Origin of the sequence: Acinetobacter sp. ANC 4218 (assembly GCF_002135245.1) — a bacterium.
Taxonomy (GTDB): Bacteria; Pseudomonadota; Gammaproteobacteria; order Pseudomonadales; family Moraxellaceae; genus Acinetobacter.
In genome coordinates this window covers 1-13,574 of sequence record NZ_NEGD01000012.1, presented here as the reverse complement: position 1 = coordinate 13,574, position 13,574 = coordinate 1, and the positions used below count along the sequence as shown (strand labels likewise).

15 protein-coding genes and 2 pseudogenes are annotated in these 13,574 nt (G+C 38.6%); 11 read left to right on the top strand and 6 right to left on the bottom strand.

Features of this window, described 5'->3' with window-relative positions; genetic code table 11:
* Window positions 1-65: 65 nt before the first annotated feature.
* A complete protein-coding gene (locus tag B9T38_RS12400) occupies window positions 66-809 on the top strand; it encodes an SDR family NAD(P)-dependent oxidoreductase (RefSeq protein WP_086197164.1) in 744 nt (247 codons plus the stop codon).
* 262 nt (window positions 810-1,071) lie between these two features.
* Here B9T38_RS12400 and B9T38_RS12395 read toward each other — a convergent pair whose 3' ends face one another.
* The 3 genes from B9T38_RS12395 to B9T38_RS12385 form a co-directional block, all read right to left on the bottom strand.
* A complete protein-coding gene (locus B9T38_RS12395; RefSeq protein ID WP_086197100.1) occupies window positions 1,072-1,371 on the bottom strand; it encodes a NifB/NifX family molybdenum-iron cluster-binding protein in 300 nt (99 codons plus the stop codon).
* Between the two features lie 118 nt (window positions 1,372-1,489).
* Window positions 1,490-1,750: a helix-turn-helix domain-containing protein gene (locus B9T38_RS12390; protein ID WP_086197163.1), complete on the bottom strand. Its 261-nt coding sequence runs from the start codon at window positions 1,748-1,750 to the stop codon at window positions 1,490-1,492.
* Window positions 1,751-2,005: 255 nt separating this feature from the next.
* The gene (locus B9T38_RS12385) at window positions 2,006-2,476 is read right to left on the bottom strand and encodes a DUF2946 domain-containing protein (protein WP_121523964.1); all 471 of its coding nucleotides are present in this window, start codon (window positions 2,474-2,476) and stop codon (window positions 2,006-2,008) included.
* A gap of 345 nt (window positions 2,477-2,821) precedes the next feature.
* Between B9T38_RS12385 and B9T38_RS12380 the strand changes: the two genes are divergently transcribed.
* The 8 genes from B9T38_RS12380 to B9T38_RS12335 all read left to right on the top strand — a co-directional run bounded on the left by B9T38_RS12380 (window position 2,822) and on the right by B9T38_RS12335 (window position 10,129).
* Complete coding sequence (locus B9T38_RS12380) at window positions 2,822-3,169, top strand: rhodanese-like domain-containing protein (RefSeq protein WP_086197098.1); 348 nt, start codon at window positions 2,822-2,824, stop codon at window positions 3,167-3,169.
* Between the two features lie 49 nt (window positions 3,170-3,218).
* On the top strand, window positions 3,219-4,091 hold the full coding sequence (locus tag B9T38_RS12375) for an MBL fold metallo-hydrolase (RefSeq protein WP_086197097.1): 873 nt from the start codon (window positions 3,219-3,221) through the stop codon (window positions 4,089-4,091).
* A gap of 249 nt (window positions 4,092-4,340) precedes the next feature.
* Complete coding sequence (locus B9T38_RS12370; protein WP_086197096.1) at window positions 4,341-4,751, top strand: DUF2946 family protein; 411 nt, start codon at window positions 4,341-4,343, stop codon at window positions 4,749-4,751.
* Between the two features lie 260 nt (window positions 4,752-5,011).
* Window positions 5,012-6,457 (top strand): cytochrome ubiquinol oxidase subunit I, encoded by a 1,446-nt coding sequence (locus tag B9T38_RS12360; RefSeq protein WP_086197094.1) that lies wholly within the window; start codon window positions 5,012-5,014, stop codon window positions 6,455-6,457.
* Window positions 6,454-7,458, top strand: coding sequence for a cytochrome d ubiquinol oxidase subunit II (cydB, locus tag B9T38_RS12355; RefSeq protein ID WP_086197093.1), 1,005 nt, complete (start codon window positions 6,454-6,456; stop codon window positions 7,456-7,458). Before B9T38_RS12360 ends, cydB begins: the two co-directional genes overlap by 4 nt.
* Window positions 7,459-7,712: 254 nt before the next feature.
* Window positions 7,713-8,030: a hypothetical protein gene (locus tag B9T38_RS12345; RefSeq protein WP_086197091.1), complete on the top strand. Its 318-nt coding sequence runs from the start codon at window positions 7,713-7,715 to the stop codon at window positions 8,028-8,030.
* 428 nt (window positions 8,031-8,458) lie between these two features.
* Window positions 8,459-9,769 carry an NAD(P)/FAD-dependent oxidoreductase gene (locus B9T38_RS12340; RefSeq protein WP_086197090.1) on the top strand — a complete coding sequence of 437 codons (1,311 nt, stop codon included), beginning with the start codon at window positions 8,459-8,461 and terminating at the stop codon, window positions 9,767-9,769.
* A 27-nt stretch (window positions 9,770-9,796) separates the two neighbouring features.
* The gene (locus B9T38_RS12335) at window positions 9,797-10,129 is read left to right on the top strand and encodes a hypothetical protein (RefSeq protein ID WP_004973783.1); all 333 of its coding nucleotides are present in this window, start codon (window positions 9,797-9,799) and stop codon (window positions 10,127-10,129) included.
* A gap of 928 nt (window positions 10,130-11,057) precedes the next feature.
* On the opposite strand, the gene tatC is transcribed toward B9T38_RS12335, so the two are convergent.
* From tatC to tatA, 3 genes are read right to left on the bottom strand one after another with little or no spacing between them, the layout of a single operon-like run.
* Window positions 11,058-11,828: a twin-arginine translocase subunit TatC gene (tatC, locus tag B9T38_RS12325; RefSeq protein ID WP_086197088.1), complete on the bottom strand. Its 771-nt coding sequence runs from the start codon at window positions 11,826-11,828 to the stop codon at window positions 11,058-11,060.
* The gene (gene tatB, locus B9T38_RS12320; RefSeq protein WP_086197087.1) at window positions 11,825-12,262 is read right to left on the bottom strand and encodes a Sec-independent protein translocase protein TatB; all 438 of its coding nucleotides are present in this window, start codon (window positions 12,260-12,262) and stop codon (window positions 11,825-11,827) included. Before tatB ends, tatC begins: the two co-directional genes overlap by 4 nt.
* A gap of 17 nt (window positions 12,263-12,279) precedes the next feature.
* Window positions 12,280-12,501, bottom strand: coding sequence for a twin-arginine translocase TatA/TatE family subunit (gene tatA, locus B9T38_RS12315; RefSeq protein ID WP_086197086.1), 222 nt, complete (start codon window positions 12,499-12,501; stop codon window positions 12,280-12,282).
* Between the two features lie 535 nt (window positions 12,502-13,036).
* Between tatA and B9T38_RS12310 the strand changes: the two are divergent.
* Window positions 13,037-13,201, top strand: a pseudogene (locus tag B9T38_RS12310) (Dps family protein); the annotation flags it as partial.
* Between the two features lie 63 nt (window positions 13,202-13,264).
* Window positions 13,265-13,574: pseudogene (locus B9T38_RS17010) on the top strand (transposase); the annotation flags it as partial.

Here is a 13,574-nt window from a genome sequence, read left to right as displayed (position 1 = left end):
ACAAGTGAATGATTAAATGTGATGCAAATATTCAGCATTGCAGTACTTTAAAAAGAGGTTTTATTATGTCAAATCGGTTCAAAAATAAAGTTGCCCTAGTTACTGGTGCGGGTTCTGGAATTGGGAAAAGCACAGCTATGCTTTTAGCGAAGCAGGGTGCAAGTGTTGTAGTATCGGATATTAACTTTGAAGCAGCACAAAAAGTTGCTGAGGAAATTGTATCTTTAGGCGGTAAAGCGGCTGCGAATAAAGCCAATACGGCTGAACCTGAAGACATGAAAGCAGCAGTTGAATTTTCAGTCAGCACCTATGGTGCGCTTCATTTAGCTTTTAACAACGCTGGAATATTGGGTGACGTTCAGCCAATTGCAGATTTAAGTATTGAAGCTTGGCGTCGTGTGATTGATATTAATTTGAATGCGGTCTTTTATGGCTTACATTATCAAATCCCTGCAATATTGGCAGCCGGCGGTGGTGCGATTGTGAATACAGCATCAATTTTAGGTTTAGTTGGGACTGAAAATATTTCTGGTTATGTTGCAGCTAAGCATGGTGTAACCGGGCTTACTAAAACGGCTTCGCTAGAATATGCTGAAAAGGGTATTCGTATTAATTCAGTACATCCAGGTTATATTAAAACGCCTTTAATTAGTGAGTTTGATGAAGCTGAACTGATAAAATTACACCCAGTTGGTCGTTTAGGAAATCCTGAAGAAGTTGCTCAGGTCGTTGCTTTCTTACTCTCTGATGATGCATCCTTTGTAACGGGCAGCCAGTATGTGGTAGATGGCTCCTATACTTCACAATAAGTTAATTTTAGGAAAGACCTTCACCTGATTGAGAAGGTTTTTCCTTTTAAAATTTATATAGAAGTATCTGTTTTACAAATCAAAAACACCTGATGAAATTCATCAGGTATTTATATGAAATATCGTGTCAACTTATTTTAAGCCTAGGCAATTTAATTTTTTGATTAAATAGTAGTTAGTAAGATGTATTTTATTAGCTAAAGTTCCCACTAACTTTTAATGGAAACTTTAGCTATGGTTTTAGATTTTATTCATAGGCGAGTTAAAGTAAACTGTTAATAAAATTATCAGGATCAATTTCATCCGTCACAATAACATGTACACCAATATTTTTGAGTTTTTCTCGCAATCTGTCACCCATCCCTGTGGTTATGAACATGTCCATAGGTAACAGTTTTTCTAGTACCTCACCCGACTGAGAAAATGATGCTTCTTTCTCCACCTCAATGAGCTGTTTGTCCATAACTTTCCCATCTTTGAGCTCATATTTCCAGAATTTTCGGCATTTCCCGGCATGCGGAGTAATATGACGTCGGTTCTGTGATGTAATTACAATTACCATAAAGATTTCTCCAAACCAAACCGATACTACTGCTCTTTATAGGTATGCATCGGTTCATGATGATTCATAAGTTAAACTTGTAGTGACAAAAACTATTTAAAAACATAGCTAATACCATTCAAGCAAGATTTTCCAAAACAAACTGAGGTGACTTGATAAAGAGTTTTAACAAGGCTTGGGCTGAGCTTGAGGGATGACGAACTCCACGTTCCCAACTTTCTAGGGTACGGGCGGAAATACACAGTTTCGATGCTAGTTCTGTCTGTGAAATATTGAGAGCTTGCCGGATCCTTACAGTTTGTTGTGCTAAATCCAGACAACAGCTGCTATTAAAATCACTTTTTGGGAGATGTGCCTGATTGTGCTGAAGTAGATTCATCATTGTCTCCTCCTTATCGATATACTAGAAAGTTGTAATAACACTTTGAAAAATCCAAAGGTCATTGAGACTGTGACAGCCGGATTTCAAATAAATTTGAATACAGATAAATTAAAAGCCATATTCATTATTACGGATAGGATCACTGTGACTGAAGATGCTAATTGTGAGCTGCTCACATGTTCTGGATAGATGAATATTTTCAGCCATATCGGAAACTGCGGCAGACTGCTCAGCAATACCATATCTGCTGATTTAGTGGATGAGTGTTAAAGGAGGAGCACGACCCTGAGGAATCAGGAACCACAGATCAGGTAGGGACAGCGTATATGGGACAAATGTACTGAAGAACTGCAGTAAGGTCTGAGTTCTGATCAGTACTAGTCTGAGTTTGGTATCGAGTAGCGGTAGGGTATAGCTGTGCACCAGGCAAAACTGGCAGTCATGACCGGTATGTGCATCATCCCGCTCTTGATGTTCATGCCGATCCTGCACATGTGTGAAGACATGTGCAGGATTTTGGTCTGCTCCGCTGGCTTGATTGCTATGCGGATGTGATGTTGCGAAGCTGTGGTGTGGGAGAACGTTAGTAACTTCCAGATGTAATGCTGCGGCAACAGTTTTACATACCGAAAAAACACTGTGTTTTTCTGGTAATAAAGGCTGCAGGAACACAGCGATCTGTAACAAGATTGCTGATAACCCCAGCAATCTTCCCAACATCATGAGCACTTCACTACACTTTTATGGACATTACATAGGTTATAATATAACAAAATATAAAATTTATAATTGAAAAATAGACGATAAAATCGATTTTAATCTGCTACTAAACATAATTTTATTTTTTCTTTACGGAATAGGAAGCGTAAGATCATTCTGAAACGAATAAAGTCTTATTAAAGTTGGACTGCATTGTAGGTTTGGTTATTAAAAAGTCATTGTATTTTCTATGAGGATAGATTTGAAGTTTAACCCAAGATTGGCTTATATTTATTTTACTACTTATTTTTATTTTAAATCCTTATAAATATAAGTCGCGGATAACAACTGTTCTAATAGAGGAAAATCATGTTTAATATTCTGATGTATCTACCTTGGGGCAAGGTGCCTGAAATCACTTGTCAGGAATTATTACAGAAACAGGAAATTGTACAGATTGTTGATGTCCGAAGTGCTCAAGAGTTTAAACACAGTCATATAAAAGGTGCTGTTAATTTACCTATTACACAGTTGAATGAATCTACAATACAGTCATTGGGGCTCAATCTGGATCAGCCCGTGGTGACCATTTGTTTATCGGCGCACCGGAGCATTCCAGCGACACGCAGATTGGCCAAGATGGGATATTCAGTCACACAGTTAAAAGGTGGTATGAAATCTTGGTGGAAAAATGGCCTGCCTTGTATCAAAAACTAAGTTTTAAATATGCTCTGTGAGCTTCTAAATTTTAAAAAGGAGTAAGACTATGTCGACTCAACCAAATGTAAAAGATTTTTTTGATCCTAAAACAAATACATTCAGTTATGTAGTTTCAGATCCAGGTACAAAACAATGTGCGATTATCGACAGTGTTCTCGATTATGACTCTGCTTCAGCAGTGACATCTACCACGCATGCCGATCAAATCATCGCGTATGTCAAAGAGCAGGGCTTACTGGTTGAGTGGATTTTGGAAACGCATGTACATGCAGATCATTTAACAGCAGCACAGTATTTAAAACAGCAGCTCGGTGGAAAAACAGCGATGAGCAAACGGATTTCATTGGTACAGGAAACCTTTAGCTCAATCTATAACATTGATATCAAACAGTTCAATGCTTTCCAGACATTTGATCATGTATTCCAGGATCATGAAAAATTTCATATTGGCAACTTACAAGCCTATAATATTCCTACCCCTGGACATACACCTGCATGCTTGAGTTATGTGATTGGAGATGCTGTTTTTGTAGGTGATACCTTGTTTATGCCTGATTATGGAACGGCACGATGTGATTTTCCGAAGGGCAATGCTGAAACTTTATTTGATTCTGTGCAGACCCTCTATCAGTTGCCTGAAGAAACTCGTGTTTTCCTGTGTCATGACTATTTACCGGAATCACGTCATGACTATATCTGTGAAACCGATATCAAAACTCAGAAAAAGTCTAATATTCATATTCATACTGGTACAGAAAAAGCGGAGTTTGTTGCAATGCGTCAAAAACGTGATGCAACCTTAAGAATGCCTGAACTGATTTTGCCATCCATTCAGATTAATATGAATGCAGGACGTTTTCCTCAGCCAGAACAAAATGGCGTATCTTACTTAAAATTGCCTCTCAATTATTTCAAGTAAGCAAAGTATTCTTCTGAACACTCTTTGTACAATACATGACTTTCTCCTGCATCAACCGTAAGAGAAAGTTTTTTAAATTTTAAGCATTTAATTTAATTGACTTTTTATTTATTTATTTTGCTTTTCAAAACTAAGTATATATTATATATTTGTAGAATGAAAAGTTGAGTAAATACGTAGGAATTTATCTTTAAATTTCATCTTTTTATTCAGCGTATCCCTCTTATTCGATGCCAGTCGAGAGAAAACTTGCTGAAGCGAAGTGGAATCTTTATTGCATTTGCAGCCATACTTTTGCAAATTGCAGTATATTTACAGCCTCTGCTGCCGGAAAAATTTCACATTGCTCCGGTCTGTATGTCGATTACCCACAATCTTCTTTCGCCTGTCAATCATCATCATGTCCACTCAGTTCATCATGAGCTGCTCAAGGATTTAATTACTCAACATTCCCACGATCACAATCAGCATAACCATCAATGCCAATATTGTACGGTTTATGGTGATTTAGTGCTGCCATTTAAGCTGGGGATTGATGAAGTTCTAGACCGGATTCAGGTTCGACTAAATTTTTATCAGCCTGTCTTCCGGCATGTCTATTTCAGCTTACAGAAGTTGTATTTGCTGCCGCAGGGCAGGGCACCTCCTTTGGCTCTTTAGGACATGATTGGTCACGTCAAACAGTTGTTTTGTTTGCACTACACAACATCTTAAAGAGTTTTAATCATGAAAATTCAGTTTTCGCTGTTCGCTAACAGCGTAAAGGTTTCGTTCGCCCTCAAAAAAGTCTATAGCGTATCTGGTATACGGGTTTCATCCCTATACCAGAAGATCGATGTCTGGCAAGGGGTGTCAGTTTCACTGCATCAATCGGTGCTGTTGATGTCCTCCCTGTATTCAATTGATCAGCAGGAGGCAGCATGAATTTAGGGCTAACCGCGCTGGAACTGGCACGTATCCAGTTTGCATTTACCGTATCATTTCATATTATTTTCCCGGCAATTTCTATTGGTTTAGCCAGTTTTCTGGCCGTTCTGGAATGGCGTTGGCTTAAAACTAACGATCCAGTATACCGGGACTTATTTAAGTTCTGGATCAAAGTCTTTGCACTGTCCTTTGGTATGGGCGTGGTCTCTGGCGTGGTGATGAGCTATCAGTTTGGTACCAACTGGAGTGAGTTTTCACGGATTTCCGGCAGTGTCACAGGACCATTACTCGCTTATGAGGTTTTAAGTGCGTTTTTCCTTGAAGCCGGTTTTCTGGGGATTATGTTATTTGGTTGGGGCCGAGTGGGACCGAAAACCCATTTTTTCGCAACGCTGATGGTGGCTATAGGCACCTGTATTTCAATGTTCTGGATTCTGTCCTCGAATAGCTGGATGCAAACCCCTCAGGGCTTCACCATTGAAAATGGCATTATTGTCCCGCAAGACTGGTTTGCCATTGTCTTTAATCCATCTTTCCCTTATCGATTGGCACATATGGCAATGGCTTCCTTTCTGGTCTCTGCTTTGCTAGTAGCTTCCACAGCCGCATTTCATTTATTAAAAGGCCGTCGTGATGCCTTGGTGAAAAAATCATTTTCCATGGCCATGTGGATGATTCTGGCATTGGCACCTCTACAAATGTTTGTCGGAGATATGCATGGCTTGAATACCCTGGAACACCAACCAGCCAAACTGGCAGCTATGGAAGGACACTGGGAAACCAATAAAGATCATGGCATGCCACTGTATTTATTTGGTATTCCAGATATGGAAGCAGAAGAAACCAAGTATGCGATCGGAATTCCGAATCTGGGCAGTCTGATCATGACACATACCTTAGATGGTGAAGTCAAAGGCTTAAAGGAATTTGCACCTGAAGACCGTCCAAACTCGCTGGTCATATTCTGGAGTTTCCGGATTATGGTCGGACTGGGTGTACTGATGATTTTAATGGCAGTTCTAGGTGCATGGCTAAGAAAAACTGACAAGTTCTATGACTCGGTATGGTTGCATAGATTTGCCCTATATATGGGACCTTCAGGATTTATCGCTTTGCTTGCAGGTTGGTTTACTACTGAAGTCGGTCGTCAACCCTGGGTGGTTTATGGCATTTTACGGACCAAAGATACGCTTTCTCCCGTTTCAGCGGAACAGGTGGGTTTAACCCTGATCATTTTTGTAATGGTCTACTTTATTGTGTTTGGTGTTGGCATTTTCTACATGCTGAAATTGATGCGTAAAGGTCCGGAGTTTATACATTCGGCACCCCATAGTGAGCAGGCGGTCATACAGGCATCAAAACGTCCTTTAAGTACAATTGATGAGGAGAGCGATCTGGATAAAGTAAGTCCTACACAATCTCAGGAGAATCAAAAATGATCGATTTATCATTAATTTGGATTCTAATTATTGGATTAGGAGTGCTGATCTATGTCGTGCTAGATGGTTTTGATCTCGGTATCGGTATTCTATTTCCCTTTATTGGTGATCGACAGGAACGTGATGTTATGATGAATACCGTCGCGCCCGTCTGGGATGGCAATGAAACCTGGATGGTACTGGGTGGTGCAGGATTATTTGCTGCATTTCCCTTAGTGTATTCCACTGTACTGTCCGCCCTGTATATCCCAATCATTCTAATGGTGATCGCGCTGATCTTCCGGGGCGTTGCCTTCGAATTCCGGTTTAAGGCCAATAAAACCAAACATTTATGGGATCAGGCCTTTATTTGGGGGTCGATCTTGAGCTCATTTTTCCAAGGACTGATTTTGGGAGCCTATATTCAGGGGATTGAAACCACGAATGGCATCTATACTGGCGGCGGTCTGGATTGGTTAACACCTTTTTCCCTGTTTACCGGTTTAAGTGTAGTCGTATTGTATGCAACGCTAGGATGTGGCTGGTTGATCTTTAAAACCGAAAAAATGCTGCAGAACCGCATGTTTGAATTGATGCCAAAACTGCTGATTTCATTACTGATGATTTTTGTTTGTGTCAGCATCTATACGCCTTTGGCTCATCCTCAAATTGCAGAACGCTGGTTCAGTCAACCGCAACTCTTTTATTTTAGCCCGGTACCCGTACTGGTTCTGCTGTTTACTTTCCTGGCAATCAAAGCCTGTAAGCAGCGCAAAGAGTTCCTGCCATTCATTTATACTTTGGCTTTGGTGATTCTCGCTTATAGCGGTTTTCTGATTAGTTTATGGCCTTATGTCATTCCACCATCCATCACTATCTGGGAGGCTGCAGCACCTGCCAGTAGTCAATTGTTCGCCCTTATTGGCGCACTGATTTTAATTCCGATCATTCTTATTTATACCGGACTATCGTATTGGGTTTTCAGGGATAAAGTGCGCGTGGGTGATGAGGGTTATCATTAAGGAGGCTGAATGAAAATTTCTGAATTGAAATGGTTTATTGGCTTATGGCTGGCTGGTTTTTTAAGCTTGGCCTTGGTCGCAGGACTGTTTAGATTTCTGTTAAAATTGGCGTATTAAGTTTTAAACACAGGTCAGTGAGGTTTTCCTTACTGACCTATTTTCTATAGAGGTTCAGTTTTTTTAGATGCAAAAAATTGCTGGATCTGAATAAGTTTGATGAGAGATTTGGACTAAAAATAAATGAGGAGTAAATGATGAAAAACCATCTTTTTTGTGTAGGCATTGAATTTAAAAAAGCATCGGATCCATCGGAATCCTATGCGTATGTGACAGCTTATTTAGGCGCAAAAAACATTGATGAAGCAATTCAACGGGTAGAAAAACAGCTGGAGCAAGAAGGAAATGAAATCCTATTTGTCCGCGGCTGCTGGGTCGTCGATTCAGACTGTGATGATGGTTTCTGTCCAACAGATGAGAGTAGGATGCTAGCAAACAATGATTTGCTTTTTAATGACCAGATCAAGTTTGGAAAATTACAAGAATGGTCAATCAATAATAACTACGAATACTAATTTCGTAAGTGATGCATCAGTTGGTTTTTTCTTTCTGATGCTGTAGTACTGTTTTCAATTTAATATATTAATCTAGGCTCTTAGCACATACTAACCAAGCATCAAAAAAGTGATTTAATGAGATAAATTTGTATATAATTTAATCTGCTTGTAAATAAAAATATAACAGGCTAAAAGAACCTATACAAAAAATCAGCATCAGGATTGATCAATTATAGTGCTTTGGTCGGCTATGAAAAATTTTGTTTTTTAAGCAAAATTAACTAGATAGTATAATCTCATCTATTCGAATTTTATTAGGATCAGAAGACTAGAATGGATTGATGTTAGTGATCTACATATGACCTAAGATCAGAAATGAAATAGAGATTCTAAAGCCGGTCATTGAATAACACTTTAACGATAAAAAAGATTCGAAAGGAGAATACATGAGTATTCGTAATAATCGACGGGATTTTCTAAAAATGGCAGCTGGTGTCGGACTCATCACTACAGCAGGTCTGCATTTAAGTCATACCACTCAGGCTTCAGCAGAAACGAATGCGGTTACTGTGGTTGTAGTAGGAGCAGGATTGGCCGGGCTGGCAGCGATTAACCGCTTAAGCAAACAGTTGCCGAATGCCAAGCTAATACTTATTGATCATAATACCACGCATCGATATCAACCAGGTTATACCTTATTGGCAACTGGGATATGGCAATCAGTTGATAAAGTATTAAATGATAATACAAGCCTTGTACCCAAAGATGTGAATTGGATTCAATCTAATGTGCAAGCATTTGAGCCTGACCAAAATCAAATAGTGACAGAGGCAGGTGAAACAATAAAGTATGATTTTTTGGTGGTTGCTACCGGACTGCGTTTAGGGTATGAACAAATTCAAGGTTTATCCAAAAGTGATTTGGGTAAAAATGGAATTGGTAGTGTCTATGCTAGCCCCGAAATAGCTTTAGCAACTTGGCATCAGATGGACAAATTTCGAAAACGTGGTGGACGAGCGGTAATGACTATGGCGCATACGGATATGAAATGTGCAGGTGCACCGTTAAAAATGACATTCATGTTATATGACCGCTTGCAACAAGCTGGGACACTGAGCAATAGCCAAATCGATTTTTTTAGTCCAAGCAAACAAGTCTTTAGTGTTCCTAAGGTCAATGAAAATGTGCTTAACCGTTGGCAATCACTTGAAAAACCAATTGATGTTTATTTTGAACGAAAATTAACAGGTATTGACGTCGATAAGAAAACTGCATTTTTTGTCGATACACAGGGAAATCAGCATACAGAAATGTATGATTTTATACATCTTGTGCCACCAATGGTTGCTGTAGATAGTGTAAAAAACAGCCCGCTTGCTAATTCTATTGGCTGGCTAGAGGTTGATAAATATACATTGCAACACACCCGCTACTCTAATGTTTTTGGATTAGGTGATATCAATGGCACTCCAAAAGGTAAAACTGCAGCTACAGTCAAGTTATCTGCTCCAGTGGTAGTACAAAATTTGATTGATGTGATGAAAGGTCAGTTACCAAGTCAGAAGTTTAATGGTTATACCTCTTGTCCACTTTTAATTGAAGAGGGTAAAGCAATGTTGGTTGAATTTGACTATGAAAATAATTTAACACCCACTGTACCATTTGTTGATCCATTGAAAGAAAGTTACTTTGCTTGGTTTTTAGAGGAAATGATGCTCAAGCCAGCCTACATGGCTGTAGCGAAAGGGCGTGTTTAATTTGCCAATCAGGAACAGGAAATTATAATGATAATTTATCAAATGCTGATGATGTTGTGGGAGGCCATACTAGAAAATGGGCTTCTCGTTGTAATACTGCTCACCCTGCTAATCATGCCATGGTTATATTGGCTAATCAAAAATAGGCAAAAAACATTCAATCATCGACGTAGCGCTTGGATAGCTTTAGGTATTGCTATATTGGGATTCTTTTTCCTACCTTTATACTTTTCCGCTACTTTGTTCGATCTCAGTTATTGGGTTGATTGGGCATTTCATATCGCGATGGTCGTAGCTGTTTTCGTTTATAGCTATTTAGTTTGGTTGCCATTAACAGCAAAATACAAGACTATTAAATAGGGTAAAGTATTTGGTGAATCCCACTTTTTTATTAGGGGCTGCTGAGAATTAGCCAAATTAGGATGATAAATCTATAATGGCTAGACCACGGGTGCAGAGATAAAAATAATAGACTATTTCTTAAATCTGTACTGAGTGGATTGCTCGAACCGGTAGTCCCTGGCGTGATTTACCTCCAGAATTAGGTAAAGGAATACTATCTTAAAGGTTATAGAGACTGGGTGAAATCCAGTGTATGTGAAACAATACTTGCGGTGATTAATGATGATGTCGAGATAGAATTTGCCATGATTGAGGTGAAATATGGTCTTGACCGTCAATCAAGCTTTGAGATTATTTGACCGATATACGGTCTGATATTTTAGCATGCCATAACACAGATATACAGGCTTGTGCATTGTTGCACTCAATGTACCCATTTTACTCTTATCCAGACTTAACAACCATTGATTAATTCTCAGTACATCCTATTTCTTCTTGTTATTGGACAATAAAAAAGCCCACCTTGTAATGAGCTTTTCAGTGATTAGGACATTACTTTATCAATTCATATAAATACATTAATCCATAGAATGGATACTGAATTCATCATTTTTTGCAAAAACAATAGATGTCAAGATTGGAATAGCCAAAATAATAGGAAATGAAATGATCCATATGTCCGTTGTTACCTTACTTGAAAATAAAAATTGAGTCGCGATAACAACCAGAATTAATAATGAAAACAAAATACTCGCGAATCGGATTACAAATTTGAGAGGCATTTGTCTGCTCCTAGGTGATTCTATTTGTTATTATAAAGTATACGCCTTCTCTTAAGTTATGTATTTTTTTTTTTTGAACGAAAAAAGTAAACATCCAGCTAATATCTCTTGGTAATCAATCTGAAGATTGTCAATAAATAATTTATATAGTTCTTATATAAAGTCTATGCATGATGGATCTTTTTGTTCTCAATTAACTTACCAAAGAACAAACCTGTTTCAAACAGCAGCCACATCGGAATAGCGAGCATAATCATAGATAATGGATCCGGTGGCGTGACAAACATGGCGATAAAAAAGCAGCCGACAATAATAAATTTACGTTTATCTATCAGTTGTTCTGTGTTGACCACTCCGATCAGAATGAGAATTAAGGTCAGAATCGGAATTTCAAAGGTTATTCCAAACACCAAAAATAACTTTAAACAAAAGCCCAAGTAACTGTTGATGTCAGTCATCGGTGCTACCGTGTCCGGGGAAACGCTGATAAAAAAGTGTAAAATGGATGGCAGGGCGATGAAGTAGGCGAAAGCAATCCCTGTATAAAACATTCCGATACTACCTAGCAATAGCGGCAAAGCCAGATTTCTTTCCCTTTGATATAGGGCTGGTTTTACAAACGCCCAGAATTGATAGAGGATGAACGGCATGGCAATCATCAAGGCTATAAAAAAATTCAGTTTAAATGGTGCCATGAAGGTTGCCGTGACATCAGTGGCAATCATTGAGGAATTTATTGGCAACTGTGCACGTAGTGGTTCAGACAGCCACTGATAACTTTGATTGGCGAAGGGTAACAGGCAGAAAAAGAGTACAATCAGTAACCCGATAATTTTAATCAGATGCTGGCGCAAGATAATCAAATGCTGGGTGATTGGCATATCCTGTAGCGTAATCTGCTTCTCCACATTTGGTGGTGTAGTTTTGGATTTCATGCCATTTCCCTGATCTGGTTGCTCTGTTTATGAAGCCGAGTAAGTTGTTGAGTTTGAGAACCGGTTTGGGTAAATAAGGACAGTGGCTTGGATTCAAGAAATTTATAGACTGGAAAGTTATTTTGCTGATTATCGAGTTTGACCTGCGTTTGTTGGTCATCGGTCATGATTTTATCATGCTGTAACTGTTGCATCTGGTTCTGCATTTGCTGTTCCAACTCGTGCAGACGTTGCATTTCGTTCTGCATTTCTTCACGTAGTTCCGACAGTCGAAGTTCACGATCAATATCATGTTGGACATTACTGATCAAGCGTTTGAGGTGGCCGTACCATTTTCCAGCAAAACGAGCGGCCTCTGGCAATTTTTCAGGACCCAGCACCAATAGAGCAATGATGCCAAATACCAGCAGTTCCGTCACGCCTACATTCAGCATTTGACCCCTCCATCCACTCAGTTTTTGCTGGTTGTTGTATCGTTATTGTTCTGATGCTTCTGTTCTAGACTATGTTGTTCGTTCAGTTTTACTGATGATTCATCATCACGTATCGATTTTTTAAAATCCTTAATGGCACCACCGACATCTTTACCCAAATTTTTAAGTTTTGATGTGCCAAATAAAAGAATCACTACAATTGCAAAAATGACTACGTGCCAAATAGATAATCCTGCCATCCTTATTTCTCCTATAATTTTGTTTTATATCGTAATTACTTGCCATTTTAAGTATATGTCATTCAGCACAGGCTTGAAAGGAAAGCTGAACATTGTTCGTAGCTGAAATTTGTTTAAGGCACCTTGATTATTAAGTATAGTACTTCTCAATAAGTGCTATTAAGCATGATTGGATATTTCAATATATGAGCTTTACATCCGATGATCAGCACGAAGACATCATTTAGCTTAATACTAGTACTGTATAGCTGATTACTTAATTTGGTATCATATTAAAAACCTTGTGCAATGATATTTTATGAAAATACTCCTGTGCTATGATTTTTAGAATTTCGCTATATTTGAATAAACAGGATTCTAGGAACCACGTTTTCAATTAAAATATTGATGCTTTTCTTTCTAAAAAGTAGAACTAATCGTACTTGTTTGAAAATGTTATAATAAGTATAAATAATTTGTTATCTTCTGCTTTAAATTGTATATCTAACAGTGTTATGGTCATCTAATTACATTTCAAAACATTAGGAATTTGATTATGTGCAGCCAAAAAAAACAAGCCAAAATGGCAGCAATTGATATTGGTATCTCTCAAGATAATCGCGCAAAAATTGTCGAAGGTTTATCCCGATTACTCGCTGATAGTTACACTTTATATTTGATGACTCATAATTTTCACTGGAATGTCACCGGACCACAGTTTGAATAGCCACCGATTTTGTAGACACCTTTTAGTTAGATAAAATGGCTAATTAACGAGGTGCTTATGAGCAGTAAACGATATCCTGAAGAATTCAAAATTGAAGCAGTAAAACAAGTCACTGAGAAAGGTCATAGTGTGACCGAAGTTGCTGCACGTTTAGGAACCACCACACATAGTTTATATGCCTGGATTAAACGTTATGATCCACAGCAACCCAAGACAACAGAATCTACTGATCCAAGTGCAGAATTGGCAAAGTTAAAAAAAGAGCTGCAAAGGGTCACTGAAGAAAGAGACATATTAAAAAAGGCCGCGGTGTACTTCGCAAGCCAGTCCAAATGAGGTACGCCTTTATTCAGGACAATCAGCACAT